Origin of the sequence: Arcicella aquatica (assembly GCF_034928825.1) — a bacterium.
In the GTDB taxonomy this organism is placed as follows: Bacteria; Bacteroidota; Bacteroidia; order Cytophagales; family Spirosomataceae; genus Arcicella; species Arcicella aquatica.
Genome location: NZ_JAYFUL010000015.1, coordinates 32,383 through 50,004, shown reverse-complemented (window position 1 = coordinate 50,004; position 17,622 = coordinate 32,383). Strand labels below are relative to the sequence as shown.

15 protein-coding genes are annotated in these 17,622 nt (G+C 35.0%); 5 read left to right on the top strand and 10 right to left on the bottom strand.

Going from position 1 to position 17,622, the window contains the following annotated elements; all coding sequences use genetic code 11:
- Positions 1–177: 177 nt before the first annotated feature.
- The 3 genes from VB264_RS11110 to VB264_RS11100 all read right to left on the bottom strand — a co-directional run bounded on the left by VB264_RS11110 (position 178) and on the right by VB264_RS11100 (position 2,490).
- Positions 178–615 carry a VOC family protein gene (locus VB264_RS11110; RefSeq protein ID WP_323249346.1) on the bottom strand — a complete coding sequence of 146 codons (438 nt, stop codon included), beginning with the start codon at positions 613–615 and terminating at the stop codon, positions 178–180.
- Between the two features lie 177 nt (positions 616–792).
- Complete coding sequence (locus tag VB264_RS11105; RefSeq protein ID WP_323249344.1) at positions 793–1,629, bottom strand: alpha/beta hydrolase; 837 nt, start codon at positions 1,627–1,629, stop codon at positions 793–795.
- A 120-nt stretch (positions 1,630–1,749) separates the two neighbouring features.
- On the bottom strand, positions 1,750–2,490 hold the full coding sequence (locus tag VB264_RS11100; RefSeq protein ID WP_323249342.1) for a CPBP family intramembrane glutamic endopeptidase: 741 nt from the start codon (positions 2,488–2,490) through the stop codon (positions 1,750–1,752).
- Between the two features lie 414 nt (positions 2,491–2,904).
- On the opposite strand from VB264_RS11100, the gene VB264_RS11095 reads away from it, so the two are divergent.
- The 4 genes from VB264_RS11095 (at position 2,905) to VB264_RS11080 (ending at position 5,803) form a co-directional block, all read left to right on the top strand.
- On the top strand, positions 2,905–3,606 hold the full coding sequence (locus VB264_RS11095; protein WP_323249340.1) for a hypothetical protein: 702 nt from the start codon (positions 2,905–2,907) through the stop codon (positions 3,604–3,606).
- A gap of 92 nt (positions 3,607–3,698) precedes the next feature.
- Positions 3,699–4,136 (top strand): DoxX family protein, encoded by a 438-nt coding sequence (locus tag VB264_RS11090; RefSeq protein ID WP_323249339.1) that lies wholly within the window; start codon positions 3,699–3,701, stop codon positions 4,134–4,136.
- 74 nt (positions 4,137–4,210) lie between these two features.
- Positions 4,211–5,338 (top strand): helix-turn-helix domain-containing protein, encoded by a 1,128-nt coding sequence (locus tag VB264_RS11085; protein WP_323249336.1) that lies wholly within the window; start codon positions 4,211–4,213, stop codon positions 5,336–5,338.
- Positions 5,339–5,611: 273 nt separating this feature from the next.
- On the top strand, positions 5,612–5,803 hold the full coding sequence (locus VB264_RS11080; RefSeq protein ID WP_323249334.1) for a hypothetical protein: 192 nt from the start codon (positions 5,612–5,614) through the stop codon (positions 5,801–5,803).
- Between the two features lie 52 nt (positions 5,804–5,855).
- Here the strand turns inward: VB264_RS11080 and VB264_RS11075 are convergent, their stop codons facing one another.
- The 4 genes from VB264_RS11075 to VB264_RS11060 all read right to left on the bottom strand — a co-directional run bounded on the left by VB264_RS11075 (position 5,856) and on the right by VB264_RS11060 (position 11,545).
- Positions 5,856–7,064: a hypothetical protein gene (locus VB264_RS11075; protein ID WP_323249332.1), complete on the bottom strand. Its 1,209-nt coding sequence runs from the start codon at positions 7,062–7,064 to the stop codon at positions 5,856–5,858.
- Positions 7,065–7,066: 2 nt separating this feature from the next.
- Positions 7,067–7,501 carry a hypothetical protein gene (locus tag VB264_RS11070; protein WP_323249330.1) on the bottom strand — a complete coding sequence of 145 codons (435 nt, stop codon included), beginning with the start codon at positions 7,499–7,501 and terminating at the stop codon, positions 7,067–7,069.
- A gap of 613 nt (positions 7,502–8,114) precedes the next feature.
- Entirely contained in the window at positions 8,115–9,653 is a 1,539-nt protein-coding gene (locus VB264_RS11065; RefSeq protein WP_323249328.1) for an RtcB family protein, read from the bottom strand.
- Positions 9,654–10,030: 377 nt separating this feature from the next.
- Complete coding sequence (locus VB264_RS11060; RefSeq protein WP_323249326.1) at positions 10,031–11,545, bottom strand: TROVE domain-containing protein; 1,515 nt, start codon at positions 11,543–11,545, stop codon at positions 10,031–10,033.
- A 177-nt stretch (positions 11,546–11,722) separates the two neighbouring features.
- Here VB264_RS11060 and VB264_RS11055 point away from each other — a divergent pair, with 177 nt between their 5' ends.
- Positions 11,723–12,730: a helix-turn-helix transcriptional regulator gene (locus VB264_RS11055; RefSeq protein ID WP_323249325.1), complete on the top strand. Its 1,008-nt coding sequence runs from the start codon at positions 11,723–11,725 to the stop codon at positions 12,728–12,730.
- 54 nt (positions 12,731–12,784) lie between these two features.
- Here VB264_RS11055 and VB264_RS11050 read toward each other — a convergent pair whose 3' ends face one another.
- The 3 genes from VB264_RS11050 to VB264_RS11040 all read right to left on the bottom strand — a co-directional run bounded on the left by VB264_RS11050 (position 12,785) and on the right by VB264_RS11040 (position 17,508).
- Positions 12,785–15,058: an NADP-dependent malic enzyme gene (locus tag VB264_RS11050; protein WP_323249323.1), complete on the bottom strand. Its 2,274-nt coding sequence runs from the start codon at positions 15,056–15,058 to the stop codon at positions 12,785–12,787.
- Between the two features lie 139 nt (positions 15,059–15,197).
- The gene (locus VB264_RS11045; protein WP_323249322.1) at positions 15,198–16,067 is read right to left on the bottom strand and encodes an aldose 1-epimerase family protein; all 870 of its coding nucleotides are present in this window, start codon (positions 16,065–16,067) and stop codon (positions 15,198–15,200) included.
- Positions 16,068–16,245: 178 nt separating this feature from the next.
- On the bottom strand, positions 16,246–17,508 hold the full coding sequence (locus tag VB264_RS11040) for a cation:dicarboxylate symporter family transporter (protein WP_323249320.1): 1,263 nt from the start codon (positions 17,506–17,508) through the stop codon (positions 16,246–16,248).
- Positions 17,509–17,622: the final 114 nt, after the last annotated feature.

The window sequence follows — 17,622 nt, the reverse complement described above, 5'->3', positions numbered from 1 at the left end:
TAAATTTTTAGAGTGGTATTTTACAATGACTGAAAAAGTTCTGCTTCTTAGCAAATGTAGTGAAAATCACTACATTTGCCAAGATGAGGAGTAGTACAACAGCCGATTTTTATTCCTCCTTCCAGTCTTATGCAAAGCTTTTGTTAGGTTATTAGGCATTCGCTTGTTTTTCTTCGGTTAAATTTGTCCTTCATAATTTGGGTCAAAATCTATCATCCATTCAATTCCGTATTTGTCTCTAAACATACCAAAGTATGAACCCCAAGGACTGTCGGCAATAGGCATTTCAATTTGTCCACCTACTGAAAGTCCGTTAAATAATTTGTCGGCTTCTTCTTTGCTTTCTGCACTGATTGAAATTTTACTTCTGTGTTCATTTTCGTTTGTTCGTCCCATAATTTCCGGGACATCATTAGCCATTAGAACGTTTTTACCAATCGGCAAAGCAATGTGCATTATTTTGTTTGCTTCATTTTCTGGGACTGCAAATTCAGGACTAGCAAGGTCTTTGAAACGCACAATTTTTGCGAATTCTCCGCCAAATACTGATTTGTAAAAATTAAAAGCTTCTTCGGCATTTCCGTTAAAGTTAATGTGTGGATTGATGAGTGCCATAGTTTTTATGTTTAAATTCTTTATATACAAACCTACCCTTTAACACTCAATAAACAAGGTCTAAAAGCGACAAAAAAGAGGTTCTTTGTGCCAATATCTATCACTAGTACTAGGCTCTACAACTAGTCGTAGGTGTTGTTGGTGAACAAACAAAAATAACGGCGGAAAAGCCTCTTTCTAATCTCGTAAAATAAACCTTAATGCATCAAAGTACGCAACTATTGGTTCTGTCATATGGGTTTCTTCGGGGTAGTTTTTATACATATATTCTAGTCCTTTCAGTTTTCTATTTGTAATCAAACTATCAAATTTTAATAAATCTGTATGAAAGAAAGTTCCTTCGTTTCCATCACTGTAAAAAAAACGCTTTTTGAGAGATGACAATTTTGCTAATTTAGCTTCTGTAAGTTTTAGCATATAATTATTGTCCCACCAAAAAGAGGGACTTACGGCTATATACGCATTAAACATATCAGGATGTGTGAGCATACAATTTATGGTTGCAATACCCCCGAAAGAATGCCCCGCCAATATTTTATAGGATGTCGTTTTGTAATTTATTTCAATATGAGGCATTAATTCTGTTTCTATGAATTGAAGAAATTGCTCATTACCGCCACTTGGTTTTAAGGTAGTGTCCTCCTTTCCATCGTAAGTCTTTGTACTATGCGAAGGGGTAAGATCTTTTTTCCTGTCAATATTAATAATGCCTACCACTATTACTTGAGGGAATATTTTAAAATGGCTTAGGTAATTAATATATGAGGATAGTATATGAAAATGGTTTTCTCCATCCAATAAATATAACACAGGCAAAGCCTTATTGGGCTTTGTTGAATCTTGTTCTGGAACATGAATATAGAATTGCCTGTCTTGATTTAATACTTTGGAGTGTAGTGTATATACTTCATTTGAAATGTGATTAAAAAGTTTAACACTTTGAGCTTTTGATTGCAATGAGAAAAGCAATAAAAATAATATCCCGTATTTTATAGCATTAACATTGATTGACATAGCGTATTTATTTAAAATTAATTTGCAATATTTACGTTTGACACGGCTTAGTTTTCCAATATTTTGTCCGAATTGCCTACAACTAGCAGGTATTGCCGACGGTGCGGAATTAGAATTCCGTCAAGCCCCACTATTGTCAATACCAATTTTGGCGGTTGTTGTTTCTATTTCAATAGCGTTATTTTGCTTTTTTGATAGCAAATTGAGGTACCAATAGGTAACTACTGGAACAGCAAAAAGTTGGAAAATAAAGACAACTGCAGATAAAATTCCACCCAATTTCTGTCCTCCACTAATAACCAAAAGCTGTTTTCCTAAAGGTCCATTCGAAAAGATAATTGTACTTACAAAGTTCCATCCGAAATGAAGTCCAATTGGCAAATACAGAGATTTTGTCCTTGCAAACGCCATTGCGAACATAGCTCCCCAAATTCCTGTCATTATGAAAATAATAGTCATTTGTAAAGGATTTCCCAATGCTCCAGACGTAAACCAATGATAAATACCAAAGCATATTGCAGAAGTTATGCAAGCAGTCCTGACGCCAAATTTTTTAATAAGTATATAAAGCAAAGCACCTCTGAAAATTAATTCCTCATATAGCACCGAATTTAGTGTCCACCATGAACTGGCTAATAATTTTTGCCTTGTAAATTCATTATTAAGTGTCCACTTGTTATCTATAAAAAAAACGAAGGATAAATAATAAAGTGTACCACAAACAGCGGCTATTAAAATACCAAAGAAAAGATTAAAAAGTGTGCTTTGTGTTGGAACAATTCCCAAAACCAACAAACCCTTTTTGAAAAATATCCATAGCAATAGCCAAGAAATTATAAGTTCAACTATTAGTCCAAGCATGAGTTTGTTTATTTTTTAATGTTAGTCTGTACAAATATGATGGCCGCTAACTCATAAATATAAGCATATTTGCGAGTTTTTCTAAAAATAAGTGATTGATACAAATAAATCAATAAACACTTTCACAAATCTACAAACACTTAACTTTCAATTAATTACACCAATCAATTTTAATAATTCTGTCTTATAACAAGACGAAACACTAAAATCATATTCTAACCCATGAATACCTGCATTTAATGAACTGTAAACTCTCTATTTTTTAGCTTAGAGGGGCTTCCCACAATATCAAGAACGTCTCAAATCATCATTCAAGACGTTCTAAATCATTTTTTAAGGCGTTTTAGTGTTTTTGATGGGCAAACTTTGACCCATCAATTAAACGAGGTAAAAACCTCCAAAAAACTCTCTAAAATGAAAACGCAACTCAAAACACTTTTTTTCATTTGTTCGCTTTTAATCACTTTCATCGGACAAGCCCAAACAGAACCTTCTCGTGTAAGCTTTACTATCAAAAATCCTTCTCTTAAAAATAGACTGATTGGCTTTAGTAGTTACAACACACAATTACAAAAAATTACTGGAGGCTATGGTTATGGCTTAAATGCACTGGCTTCGCACGCTGTCAATTTGCCTTCACCTGTTTATGTTTATCAAGAAAAAAATGGTAAGAAAGAATTATTCTGTGTAGTAACTCAGAAAGATGATGGGAAAGTCTTTTTCATCAATCAAAACTATGAAATTACTCGTGAACAGTATTTAGACTTTGCTCGGGCTGAAATGACTCAGAAGAATAATGAAAAAGAGAAAGACGAAAATTCAATAGAAAGTATAGCCAAGAAAATGGGCATTAAATTGGTGGGTGTCAAGATAAAAGGTGCATCATGGTTTCCTTCGATGGCTCATGTACGTTATGAATTACCTTGGGGAAACGATAAGCAAATAGGTTTTTCAACCTCTTTAGGTAAGGCAAAAGGTAAATATGTATTTCTTCCACTGGGTACAAAAATATATCAGTGCAGTGATAAGTATTGGGACAGAAGCGTAAAATTCACAGAGAAACTTCTACTAACTATTGAAGGAAGCAAAGACGATTATACCGTTTCATTACAATAAAAAATTCGTGGATTTACTCAAGCTATTTTGTAAAGAAGCCCTTACAAACTCATTGTTATATTTTACATAATTAATTAAAAAAAATCAAAATCATGAAAACATTATTCTCAAAAATCATCACTCCTGTTTATACATCTGCTTGGTACACTGACCTGTTATTGGCTTTGCCACGCATTGTTGGCTGTTATTTTTTAGCCATAAATTTTGGTGGAAGTAAGTTCCCTTGTCCAGATTGGTTTATCCAAGATGTTGCTAAATTTGGTTTTCCATTCCCTACATTTTTTGCATGGGCTGCGGTACTCGCTGAAACATTTGGGGGTGCTTTGTTAGTTATTGGTTTATTTACCCGTGTAGCAGGCTTTATGGTAATGTGTACGATGTTAGTAGCAATTTTCTTTCAAAAATGGGGAGGTGAAGTCTGGGAAATGTTACCAGCTATGGGTTTTCTCTGGATTTCTTTATACGCCATAGTGATGGGTTCTGGACATTTTGGACTAGACCATCTCATTGCTAAAAAGTGGCTCAAATAAAACATTTTACGCTTAATTTGATTTCATTGTTTAGAATGCCCAATAATACCTTTATTTCATAATATTCTTCCAAGATGCAAATCTACTGGTCAAATTATTCTGTTCCGCTTTGGTTTGGTTTTATTCAAGCGTGGATTTATGCTTTTCTTTTTTGGAAAAGAGCCTATCAAAACAACCGTCTTTCCGACTACCTATTTGGTTTGGTATTGATAGGAATGGCTTTTAATATCTGGGAGTATATGCTGGGTTTTTCGGGCATTGAAATCCTATGGCAAGAACTAAATTTTCTTCCAAGAACATTTGGTCTTGCTTTTCCTCCACTTTGTTACTTTTATTTTAAAAGCCAAATAGACAAGGATTTCCGTTTTACTTTAAAGGATGTTTTTCATTTCTTACCCTTCTTGATAGATACCTTATATCGTATCGTGATTTTTTCAATGGGGAAAGATTTTGTTCAGTATTTTGAGAAAAATTATCACAGTGCTTGGGGAATCGGTCATCTTGAACTACTGATAAGCATTATGCTGACTGCTTATTATGTGTATAGAGCATTTAAACTTTACAATCAGTATAGATTGTGGACAAAAACCCAGTTTTCAGATATAGAGGCTGTTAGTTTTAAATGGTTTCGTAATCTATTGATTGTACTACTCTTAGATTGGGTAGTGTCATTGATTAAATTGGTAGTGATTAGTAATTTCAAATTAGATTTTCAGCAGGATTGGTGGGATAATTTAATAGGTGTGATATTGATATATTACATTTCAATTACGGGTTATGCACAAGCTCAACCAACCAAAAATTTAGTCTTCAAAGAAGCAGAGAACACAATATTGGAAAATCCACAAAAAGAGAAATTTGATGAAGATGAGTTAAGCCAATGGAAAACAAAAATATTAACATTAATGCATGATGATCAACTGTATTTACAGCCTGAACTCACGCTTTCTGATATTGCCATTCGACTTAAAACTAATATCTCTGTGCTTTCGGGTGTAGTGAATAATGCCTTTGGAAAGAATTTCAATGATTTTGTGAATGAATACAGAGTAAAAGAGTTTCAAAAAAGAGTCCTGTTGCCTGAAAATAAAAATATTACTCTTTTGGGTATAGCCTTTGACTGTGGTTTTAATTCAAAAGCCACTTTCAATCGTTCCTTTAAGAAATTTACTGGAAAATCACCGAAAGAATTTTTGACTTAATACGTTTTCATGCTCTTTCATTTGTTCCGAAGGGCAAATCAAACTGGTCTTAGGTTTTTCCTAAGACCTAAAACAATGAAGAGCGTCACGCTTGAAAGGGCTTATTGTAAATATTAAATTGTTTCAAGGCAAAATAAATATTTATCCCTCATACATTGTGCGAGCGTGACGCTCTTTAACATTTTGAGTCGTAGGAAACAACCTACGACCAGTTTAAGGGGCAAAACAAAAGTGTCTAAATTAGCCAATATGAAACTCAAATCTGTCTTACAAATGGCAGCTTTATCAGCAGTCAAATATGATAAACAGCTCAAAGAATATTACGAAAAAAAATTAGCAAAAGGCAAATCAAAATTGTCAATTTTAAATGCGGTTAAAAACAAATTAATCCACCGTGTAATATCAGTTGTACAAAGAAAGAAAAAATATGAAAATTCCGTTAATTTTTCCTTGTTTTTATCATAGAAATCAACGGCGGAAAATCTGGTTTCATAAGTTTTCCCCATGTTGTGCGATGTTATATATCGAATGCGTATCCCGAATTGTCGAGCCATTTTACAATGTGTTCTGATGATAAAAAATAACCTCTGTCTGCGTCACCACTTATAAGCATCCCACACCATGAATATCCCTGTGAATCGTTTGAACATATCCAAGCACCTGAATCACCAGCTCTAACAGGTGAATCTTGAATATAATAATTTGTACCCAAAAGTTTAATTGGAATGCTCCTCAACTCAATCAGATTAGTAAAGCAAGCATATTTAGAAACAGAGCCTTGTTCATATGCTATTTTATATGAAACACACAATCCGCCAACTGTTAGTTGCTTTCTTTCATTAGTGGTCCGTCCATTAAACTCAACTTTCATCCCTTGATTTATGTCCTTAAATTCCTTTAGCTTATTTATTTTGCCGAGTTCATGAACAGCAAATTCGCAAAGTTCATCTTTTTTTACTTGAATTAGCGTTACATCCATATTGCCTTTACTGCTATCTGGACTACAAGGTGCTTGAGGGTCGCAAAAGTTCAAATTGCTTGAAAGCAATACCTTACCAATGTCTCTGTTATTACTTTTGGAATCATATTTTGCAGGTTGAAAAACTGATTGATTTTGCAACGAAGCAACATGAGAACACGTTACGCCAAATACATTTCCGTCTTTGTCTTTTAAGAACCCGCCTAACGTTCCATATCTCTTTTCATTATCCTCGCTGATGCTAATACCTCCGACTAGAGGAATATGTTTGCTTTGAGAGTTTAAAAATGTATTTCTACTCCTTCTTTCAATTAATACTCTAAAATTTTCATCATTACGATATTCGCCTACAAGCTCTTCAAACAGTTCAATCCTTGCGTCATTGAATACACTAATGATTACCTCGAATGGGCTAAAAAACGCTCTTTCAATATTTTCTGGAATTAATTTTCTGAAATTATTAATTTCAGAAAAGCCAATTTGCGATGAGTCTGTAAACTCTGTACTTCCCCAAAAAGGCATATCAAACATGAATGGAAAATCATAGCCATATCTAAAAAATCTTTCGTAGGTATAGAAGATATGCGGAATATCATTCGGGGGAATTTTTTTTGTGATTGAATAGAGAGATAAAAAATTGTCGGAAAAACGAATTACTGTTCCCTGATGTCCTTGATATTCGGCTACAGTATTAAAAAGGCTATTTAATTTTTGATTTTCTCTAATAAAGTCTAAAAAGAATTGCATAACTATTTATTTAAGGGTATGGCAGCACTAATTAAGCTAAAAGCAACGAGTACAATTGAAGCTACAGCTTGGTCAAATATATCTGGCGATATTGTCTGTAGTAATTGTTTTCCTGTGGTAACATAAGCCCAAACAATAAACGCAACCGTTGATAGAATCAAGTGATTACGTTTTGGTTTGTCTGCTTCAGCAACATTGTTTAGGTATATTGGTGTCAGAATAAGTCCAATAGCAAAAACAATCCAAGCAATCACATTTTGAACTTGAATATTTTTTACAGAACCAACAAATCCAATCATTGTTAGATACCCTGCAATAATTTCGCTTGGTATTAATCGAGCAACCTTATCAAGGTGGTCACTGAAGCCTTGTCCTTCCCCAGCAAATGCTTTTGGTTGTGTCGGATCATATTTTTTTTCGTAATAGAGACGTCCCATATTTTTGGTTTTTTGTTACTAATGAAGGTTGCTCAAAATAATATCGCACAACTCGCTAATAAGCGAAAGTTTGATAGTATTTTTTATATTGTTCATACCTAATTTCTATTTTTCTAAAGTACTACTTTATTTTTTCTTTGCAAACTCATGTCTGTATTTTAAAATTCAAAAATTTAAAGACGGGTTAAATGTTTATTTTTTATCATATTCCCTTCAAATAGCCTTTAAAACCTAATTAATCGCTTGTTTGTTTTGAAAAAATTATCGTTTAATAAAATATGTTTATAGTTATCGGTTCCATTTTAATTAGCTGATAGATAGGCAGATGAATGCTATTATAGAGATCAGAGCTGATTGCTCTAAGCCACCTTATTGGTAATTTCTCACTTTCCCAAAATTCAAAAAAATGGCTATAACATCAGAAACAGGACACTACGCTATTCGATTTGTTCCGAAGGTCAAATCGAATGAATGATAAAAACGTTCTCTGAACGTTCAAGCATCTTCTTGCTTGATTAAAATCCAATTTTATCAAACCTTCTATTTACCTCTCAATGCAAGTAGAAAAGCGGTAACAAAAACGCTTGATAAGAACCTCCCACCAAGCGTTTGATTAATCCTCTGCTTTCTCTCTCCCATCTGCCATTCTTACAATTTTAGGAGAAAATCTGGCTAATACATGTACTAATTCTTCCTGCGACGCCATTACTTTATTGATGTCTTTATAAGCTTGTGGAGCTTCATCTAAATCTGCGCCAATCAGTTGTACACCTGCTTTATCAAGGGCTTCTCTTAGGTCGCTTTTGGTAATCATTCGTAATGCTTTGGTACGCGACATCCTTCGTCCTGCACCGTGTGCAGCCGAATTAATGCCTGCATCAATGCCTTTGCCACGAATTACAAACCCTGGCTGTGTCATCGAAGCAGGAATAATGCCTAAATCGTTAGCTCCTGCTGGCGTTGCTCCTTTTCGATGAACCATCACCTCAGTACCATCTCCTAGTTGTTCCTTCCAAGCAAAATTATGGTGGTTTTCAATGCGTTTTAAAGGCGTTTGATTCATGGCTCTCGCAATTTTATCATGAATTTCATGGTGATTCGCCGAGGCGTAATCTCCCGCTAAATTCATTGCTAACCAATATTCTTGTCCTTCGTCGGTATTCATATCCAACCAAGCCAAATGCTTGGCTTCTTTAGGCAAACGAGTTTTATCCATGGCAATTTTTGAATAATGATTCGCAATATTCCCTCCTAAACCACGTGAACCAGAATGCGAAAGCAAGGTTAAGTACGAACCTTTAGGCAGATTCATTAAATCGTCTTCTGCCAAAATCTCTAAAACACCCCATTCTACAAAGTGATTTCCAGTACCAGAAGTACCCAATTGTCGGTAGGCTTTATCCTTTAAATCACGGGTAATTTTGATTGCTCCCCATTCTGAACGGTCAAAAAGTGAGTCGTCAAATTTCTTTCCAGATTCCCCACCTATTCCGAAGAATGTGTTTTCAGTCAATACTTTTTTCAACAATTTATCTTCTTTTTGAATCATGTTGGCTGGCAAATCAAAAATACTCATGCACATTCGGCAAGCAATATCAACCCCAACTGCATAAGGAATAATGGTATTGGCAGTTGTGGTCAATACACCTCCAATAGGCAAACCATACCCTTGATGGGCATCAGGCATTAAAGCCCCTGCTACCGAAATTGGCAACTTCATAGCAGTTTGCATTTGGTCTAATGCACCTTGTTCAATTTGAGCAGCACCATAAATTTTATATGCTAAAGCTTCTTCCCTCAAATCAATATCTACATTGGCTTGACGACCTATTTTAGTCAATTCAAATTTAGGTTTAGCATTCTCTGCTTCGATTAATGATTTACCATAATCACTCAATATGATTTCCTGACCTATTTCCTTTAGGTGTTTAGTATAAAGTGCTAGGTTAGTCAGCTTATTTTTAGAAAACGAAAATTTTTTGGGTGATTCTATCATTTGGGCAAACATCAATAGCACTTGTGCTTTGGGATATACGCCATGATTGATTAAGCCACTAGCTACTCTTGAAAACTTGGCTAAAGCTTCTTCTGATTGTACGCCCAAGGCTTTCAAATCTTCTTGGACGATTGTTTCTTCTAGTAAAATGTTCATTGATTGATATTTTTTAAAATAGTTAATAAGCAAAACATTAAGGCAAAAAAACAAAAAGAGAAAAATTTGCTCTACCAACTGAGCTACATCTTTTAAAATTTAAAAGACAGTGAGACTCGAACTCACGACCTAATCACCAATCCGAAGTATCTCTTTTTTACGGCACTTAATGTTATTATCAAAATATAGGTGTTAATCTTTCATTAAATGATTTAGCATTCAAAACTCTTAGTTCAAGTCTTTATATACTAAATAACATTTAACCATTATAGGTATTTTTTACAAGAGCAAAATTTATGCTGAGTGCAGGGATTTTCTTCCCTAATAGTTAACAGAGCTACGAAGTAACTCAGCATCTACGGCATCTTGTAAATATCTTAAAGCGCTATTTTCTCTATCATCGATAAAGCTGATTCCCCAGATTCAAGAGCAGATAATACATCAAAAATTTTATCTGACCAACCTGCCATTAAAAATACATCACCTCTTTGCACATTGATGGGTGCTTGACCATACCCAGCCAAATCAAATAAATATAATTTAGCATTTGGAGCTATCTTTTTGTAAAGTCTCCAACAGTTTGACATAGAATTCTCGCCCTTTGTATCCCACAATTGCATATCAGTAAACATCATTATTTTATCAGCGATGTATCTTCGTTTAATCAAATCTTGGATGACCAAATAGCCATTTGTTGAATAGCCTACTTCCCCTTCTCGTCGATAAAAAGCATCAACATTTGCCAAAATTCCTTGGGTTGGTAATTGTATTACTTTCCAAGTATCACCAAATATACCTGTTACTATATTTTTACATTTTGGTTGCAAAATCATCCCTAAGAGTAAACCTATATCATACAATAAAACCTTACTTTTAGGAGAAATACTTTTCTGCATAGAGCCTGAAACATCGCAAGCAATGACCACTTTCACATGATTATCAAATCCTTTCAAATTAGTTACACTGTATTTGATAGCTTGCTCTAAAGCATTCAGAATTAATGGAACATTGCCATGATTAACTTTAGATAATTCTCTATACGCTGCTAAAAACCTAAATGGCAATTGTTTTGAATTAGCTACCGCTCGGCTATCTGATAAATAAGTACATACTTTTTGTAAGTATATTTCTTCTACATCAGCTTCAAGTATGTTTCTTAGATTACGCATCAAAGCCATATAGCCTACTTTCTGAGAATCAATTAGTTCTTGCCATTTATGTTTAAAGGCGACTTTTCTTTCATTCTTATTATTAAAAGACTTCTGCCCTAAAGCTGAAAGTTCTGTTTCCCATGTGTACGGAATAGCTAAATTATTCTGAGCGATTTTATCAAATATTCCTTGTTGAGTCTCATCTTTTGGTTTAGGATGTACTAAAAATAAAGCATCTCTCAACTTAATTCCATTAGCCTGATTATACTTTGCAAATTGATATTCGTCGAAATTATTAAACGCATTGGCTAAACCTTTCTGAATTTGTTTAGATAATCTATTGAGTTGTTTTGTACCAGTACGAACATTGCTTTTTTGATAATAAGCTAATACTTCCAATATTTCGTCTGGTCTGACAACGATATGTTCGATGGTTTTTCTAACTAAACTATTTCCTTGATTAATTTTTGCTAATTCAACAGAGAGTAACACAGGCACTGTTCGTAAATACATTTGCTGACGTACATACACTGCAAGCTTTGCCACAAACTCGGGACTGACTTTAGTCATCAATTCCTTAATTCTTTTTTGTCTACTATCCTCATCTTCATAAGTGGTAGCTTCTATCATACTTGTCACTGAGGCAGAATACAATTCCATTTCAGGACTTACTTTATAAGCTGGTGCTCCTTGATAGTTTTTATAGAGCGTACCAGCATTCTTAAACCAGTTAAATTTCATACTTATAGGCTGTTTTCATTATTGACACTACAAAGTTGCAAGACCACAACGCAGTCTTTTTGCGTAGTAAAATTTATTTTCTATTTTTAGTAAAATATTTTTTCTTTGCCTAAAATAAGTTGTCTTCAAACAAAGACAACTCCTCACTCACAATTCAACATTCAAAACTCAGTTGATATGCCTACTAATAGAAATGCCTTAATCCGTTATAAAACCATTGATACCTGTTTGCAGAATCGTCAACGAAAATGGACACTCGAAGATTTAATTGAAAGTGTATCCGAAGCCCTTTATGAATATGAGGGCATCGACAAAGGAATTAGTCGGAGAAGTATCCAAGCTGACATTCAAATGATGAGGAGCGAAAAATTGGGCTATGAAGCACCGATTGTCGTGATTGATAAAAAGTATTATACTTATGAAGACCCTAATTTTAGTATTACCAAAACACCTCTGACAAGTGCGGATATATCAAGGATGAATGAAGCCCTTGATATGCTAAAACAATTTAAAGGTTTTTCTCATTTCGATCAACTAAGTGAAGTAGTCAATAAGCTTGAAGAACATATTTATAGTAATAAAGAAAAAAGAGCGTCGGTAATTGACTTTGAGAAGAATGAGAATTTGCGTGGGCTGGGTTACTTAGATACTATTTATCAAGCTATCCTCCAGAAAAAGACGATATATATCAATTACAAATCTTTTAAAGCTAGAGATGCGAACCAATTTCATTTCCATGTATGGTGGTTGAAGGAATATAAAAATAGGTGGTTTGCAGTAGGTGTTAAACATGATAAAGACATTATTACCAATTTGGCCCTTGATAGAATCTTAGATTTACAAGTTGATACAGCGTTTCCTTATATAGAAAACCTAAGGTATAGCCCAGAATTGTATTATTATCATGTGATTGGTGCAACAGTTAGCCACAATATTAGAAACAGTCGAGTACGTATTCAGGTATCAAATCTTCATGCTCCTTATGTAGAAACTAAACCGCTTCATCATTCACAGCAGGTGATAGAAAGAAACCATAAAGGAATCATTATCGAAATAAAAGTTCAGCTTAATTTTGAACTTGAAAGAGAAATATTAGGCTTTGGGGATGGAATGGAAGTATTAGAGCCTAAATTATTAAGAGAAAAGATACAAAAGCGATTAACAATCGCTAGTAATCAATATTAGTATTTTTACTGATGGCATGACTTGAGGTCATGCCATCAGTTGTACTTTCAAAAATTACTTTCCTTGTGCTTCCACAACAGCAATAGCTACCATGTTGACAATCTCTCTCACAGATGACCCTAATTGAAGTACGTGAACAGGCTTACGAAGCCCCAAAAGGATTGGTCCGATATATTCTATATCACTAGTTTCTTTTAATAAGTTATAAGCAATATTCGCTGCCGATAGATTCGGGAAGATTAAAGTATTGGCTCCTTCATCTGCTAATTTAGAGAACGGATAGTTTTCCTTAATCAATTCATTATCAAAAGCCAAGTGCGCTTGCATCTCTCCTTCTACAATCATCTCTGGGTGTTTCTTTTGTAAAATAGCGGTTGCTTCACGCATTTTTACAGCATCATCACCATTGGCAGTTCCAAAGTTTGAATAAGTCAATAAAGCGATTCTTGGTTTTAAGTTAAAACGCTCTACTGCCTTGGCTGTTAGTTCGGTGATTTCTACGATGTCTTCTACTGTTGGGTTGAAGTTTACCGTAGTATCCGAGAAAAACACTGGGCCTTTTTTAGTAAGAAGGATATACATACCTGCTACTTTCTTCACGCCATCTTCACGACCAATAATTTGTAAAGCAGGACGAATAGCATCTGGATAGTTACGCGTAAGACCCGAAATCACACAGTCGGCATCACCAGTTTCTACCATCATCGAGGCAAAGTAACTGCGTACTTGCATCTGTTTATGGGCTTCGTATTGGTTATAGCCTTTGCGTTTTCTTTTATTAAAGAATATATCGCCATATTCTTTTAATCTTTCAATCGTTTCTGGGGCACGTGTATCGATGATTTGTACTTCGCTTAAATCTAGGTTATTCTCTTGAATAATTCTTCTAATTTTAGTCTTATCGCCCAACAATATCGGTACGCAAATACCTTCGTCTTTCGATTGTTGTACAGATTTTAATACCTTCAAGTTTTCAGCATCAGCAAATACGACACGCTTAGGCGAGCGTTTTGCTTTGTTGAAAATGTATTTCATCAATTGGTTATCTAAGCCCAAACGCTTACTCAATTCTAATTCATAAGCATCCCAGTCTAGAATCGGCTTTTGTGCTAATCCCGCTTCCATCGCCGCTCTGGCTACTGCTGGTGCTACCGTAGTAATCAGTCGTGGGTCAACAGGTTTAGGAATGATATAATTTCTACCAAAAGATAAGTTCTTTTCGTTGTAAGCTAGGTTTACAATATCTGGCACTGGCTTTTTGGCTAATTCAGCCAATGCTTTAGCAGCAGCCAATTTCATTGTTTCGTCAATTTCCGTTGCTCTTACATCCAAAGCACCTCTGAAAATATAAGGGAAACCCAGTACATTATTCACTTGGTTAGGATAATCTGAACGACCAGTCGCCATGATAATATCCTCACGAGCGGCTACTGCTTCTTCATAAGAAATCTCTGGTGTTGGGTTAGCCATGGCAAAAACGATAGCATCTTTTGCCATTGTTTTTATCATCTGTTGTGAAACGATATTACCGACTGATAAGCCAAGAAATACATCTGCCCCAACCATTGCTTCTGCCAAATTATGAATATCAGTACGTTCAGTAGCAAAAGGCTGTACGTATTTGTTTAAGTCGGTACGTTGTTTAGATACCAGACCGTCTTTGTCAAACATCAATATGTTTTCTACTTTTGCTCCTAAACCTAAATATAATTTAGCACACGATAAAGCAGCGGCTCCAGCACCCGAAATCGTGAATTTACATTCTTCAATGCGCTTGCCTACTATTTCTAAAGCATTCAACAAAGCGGCTGCCGAGATGATGGCTGTGCCGTGTTGGTCATCGTGCATGATAGGAATATTAAGGTCTTTTCTCAATCTTTCCTCTATTTCAAAACACTCTGGCGACTTGATGTCTTCAAGGTTTACTCCTCCAAAAGTTGGCTCTAGAATCTTTACAGTTCTAATTATTTCTTCTGGGTCTTCTGTATTCAATTCTATATCAAATACATCAATATCTGCAAAGATTTTAAATAATACGCCTTTACCTTCCATCACTGGCTTAGAGGCTTCGGCTCCAATATTACCTAATCCTAAAACGGCTGTACCATTTGAGATTACAGCTACTAAATTACCTTTAGAAGTATATTTATAAACGTCTTCACGGTTGGCCGCAATCGCCAAACATGGCTCGGCTACGCCCGGCGAATAAGCTAATGAAAGGTCTCTCTGTGTTTCGGTTTCTTTGGTGGGAATTACTGCAATTTTACCCGGACGACCTTTTGAATGATAGTCTAAGGCGTCTTGTTTCCTAATTGAAATTTGAGTCATAATGAAGTGTCACAAAAAATGGTTTGTTTCAAAAACTGTCGCAAAAGTACGCTAATGGTTTTTGATAAGCTAAGAAAATCGTGTTGTATTCAACTGACAAGCCAGCAAAACAAAGTATCAATACCCGTAAAAAATGCTTTTAGAATACCTCCACAGTCCAAGTACGAAGGAAATTCCCTTTTGAAGATAGCTTCTCGATGCCCTCCTTTTCTGGTAATTCTTGCTTATGAATTTCACTATCAGCAATGCCACACCAAGGCTCTATACAAACAAAATCGGCATTGATGGCGGCCCAAATTCCTAAAAAGGGGAATCCTTCAAAGGTGAATTTCAATTGTGTAGGAGCTTTATCCGTCTTCAAAATTACTTCTGTTGATTCTAAGTGTTTGAAAACAAGGGCATCTTGATAAAACAATTCTTTTGTCAAAGGCAAACGATTGGTGTTTTCTAAGAAAGTACTCGCTTCTTTTTTGATTAATCCACCATTGGCTAATTCCCATCGTGGAAAATCTTCTGTTTGATTAAATGCCAAATAATAGTCTTCATAAACAGTATCATCTGAAAGTGGTACAGCAAAAGCTGGGTGACCGCCTACTGAAAAATACATTTCGTCATTTCCAGTATTTGTCACGGAATACGACACCGACAGCGTTTTTCCTATCAATGTATAAATCAACCGAAACTCGAAAGTAAAAGGGAATATTTTCAAGGTTCCTTCATCTTCCGTTAAAAGGAAAACGATACTATCTTCTTTTTTCGTTTCAACCTTAAATACTTTTTCACGAGCAAAACCATGACGAGGAAGCGTATAGGTATGTCCTTGATAAATGTATTGATTATTCTTTAATGCTCCTACAATAGGGAATAATACGGGCGAACTCTTTCCCCAAAAAGTAGGGTTGGCTTCCCACATATATTCCACACTATTTTCTTTATTAAATAGGCTCACTAGCTCTGCTCCTAGCGAATTAATACTTGCTCTTAAATATTGATTTTCAATTATTTGCATAATTATTTATCGTAATTGTTGTGTCGATTTATATATTTATTCTTTTAAAATTAATAATCAGTAGCGGCAATCCCTTGCGGTTGCCGAAGCGTAGAATAATCGCAGACAACGGCAACCGCAAGGGATTGCCACTACGTTTTATAAAAAAACTCCTCACTCACAATTCAAAACTCTGCCCTCAAAGCACTCTTTCCATTTGTTCGCGGTCAAACTCTTTTTCATTATTGGCTAACCAGATGGTAGCTACACCATTTCCAATAAAGTTGGTAATCGCTCTTGCTTCCGACATAAATCTATCAACACCCAATAACAAAGCAAGCCCCTCTACGGGTATTACTTTAATGGCTGTGAGTGTAGAAGCCAGTACGATAAAACCACTACCCGTAACACCAGCAGCACCTTTTGAGGTTACCATTAAGATTCCGATAATGGTTAGAATTTGTTGCAAATCTAAGTGAACATTGAATACTTGTGCTAAAAAAAGTACAGCCATTGATAAATAAATGGTGGTACCATCTAAATTAAATGAATATCCCGCTGGCACTACTAACCCTACTACTGATTTTGAACAACCCATTTTCTCTAGTTTTTCCATCAACGACGGTAAAGCTGCTTCTGATGAAGATGTTCCTAAAACAATCAGTAACTCTTCACGAATATACTTTAAAAATTTCCAGAGATTTACTTTATACATTCTCAAAATAAAATACAATACTACAAAAATGAAAATTGCCATTGTGCAATATACTGTTACCATTAGTTTACCCAAAGGTAAAAGTGTATGAACACCGTATTTAGCAATGGTAAAAGCCATTCCTCCAAAAGCTCCTACAGGGGCAAAAAGCATTACTTTGTGCAAGGCCCAGAATATTTTTTTAGAAACTGGTTGAAGGAATTGTACAATCTCGTTTCGCTTAGAATAGTTGCTTAATACAACCCCCAAGAAAATGGCTAAAATAAGGACTTGAAGCGTTGCATTGTCCATTAAAAACTTTAGCCAACTGAATGATTCGGCAGATTTAGTATATTTAGAAATATCGCCTCCTTTTATTTCAGAAGTAACTACACCATCGCCCGGGCGAATGATATTTGCCATGATTATTCCAATAAACAGTGCTAATGTCGTAACAACTTCAAAATACAACAACGATTTAGCTCCTACTTTACCCACCTTTTTTAAATCTCCCATCGAAATAATGCCTAGCATGATGGTGATGAAAATAATAGGACAAATAAATATTTTCACAATGCTGATAAAAATACTACTTAGCAATTCACTAAAACTGGTTTTTATCTCAAATTCAGATAAATACAGGCTAAATTTTATCGGTTTTTCTAAAATAGGCTGTAAGGCTATTTCTGGTGCGAAATGCCCTAACAATACCCCCGCTGTAATGGCAGAAAGTACCCAAAAAGTTAAATTTTTAAATAGTTTTTTCATGGAAATTAAAATTGTTTACGTAGTAATTGGTAAATAGTGATTAGTGATTATCATTTCAATTATTTGACGCTCAATTGTTTAACAAAAAATAGCTTAAATTGCATTTGTTTCTTG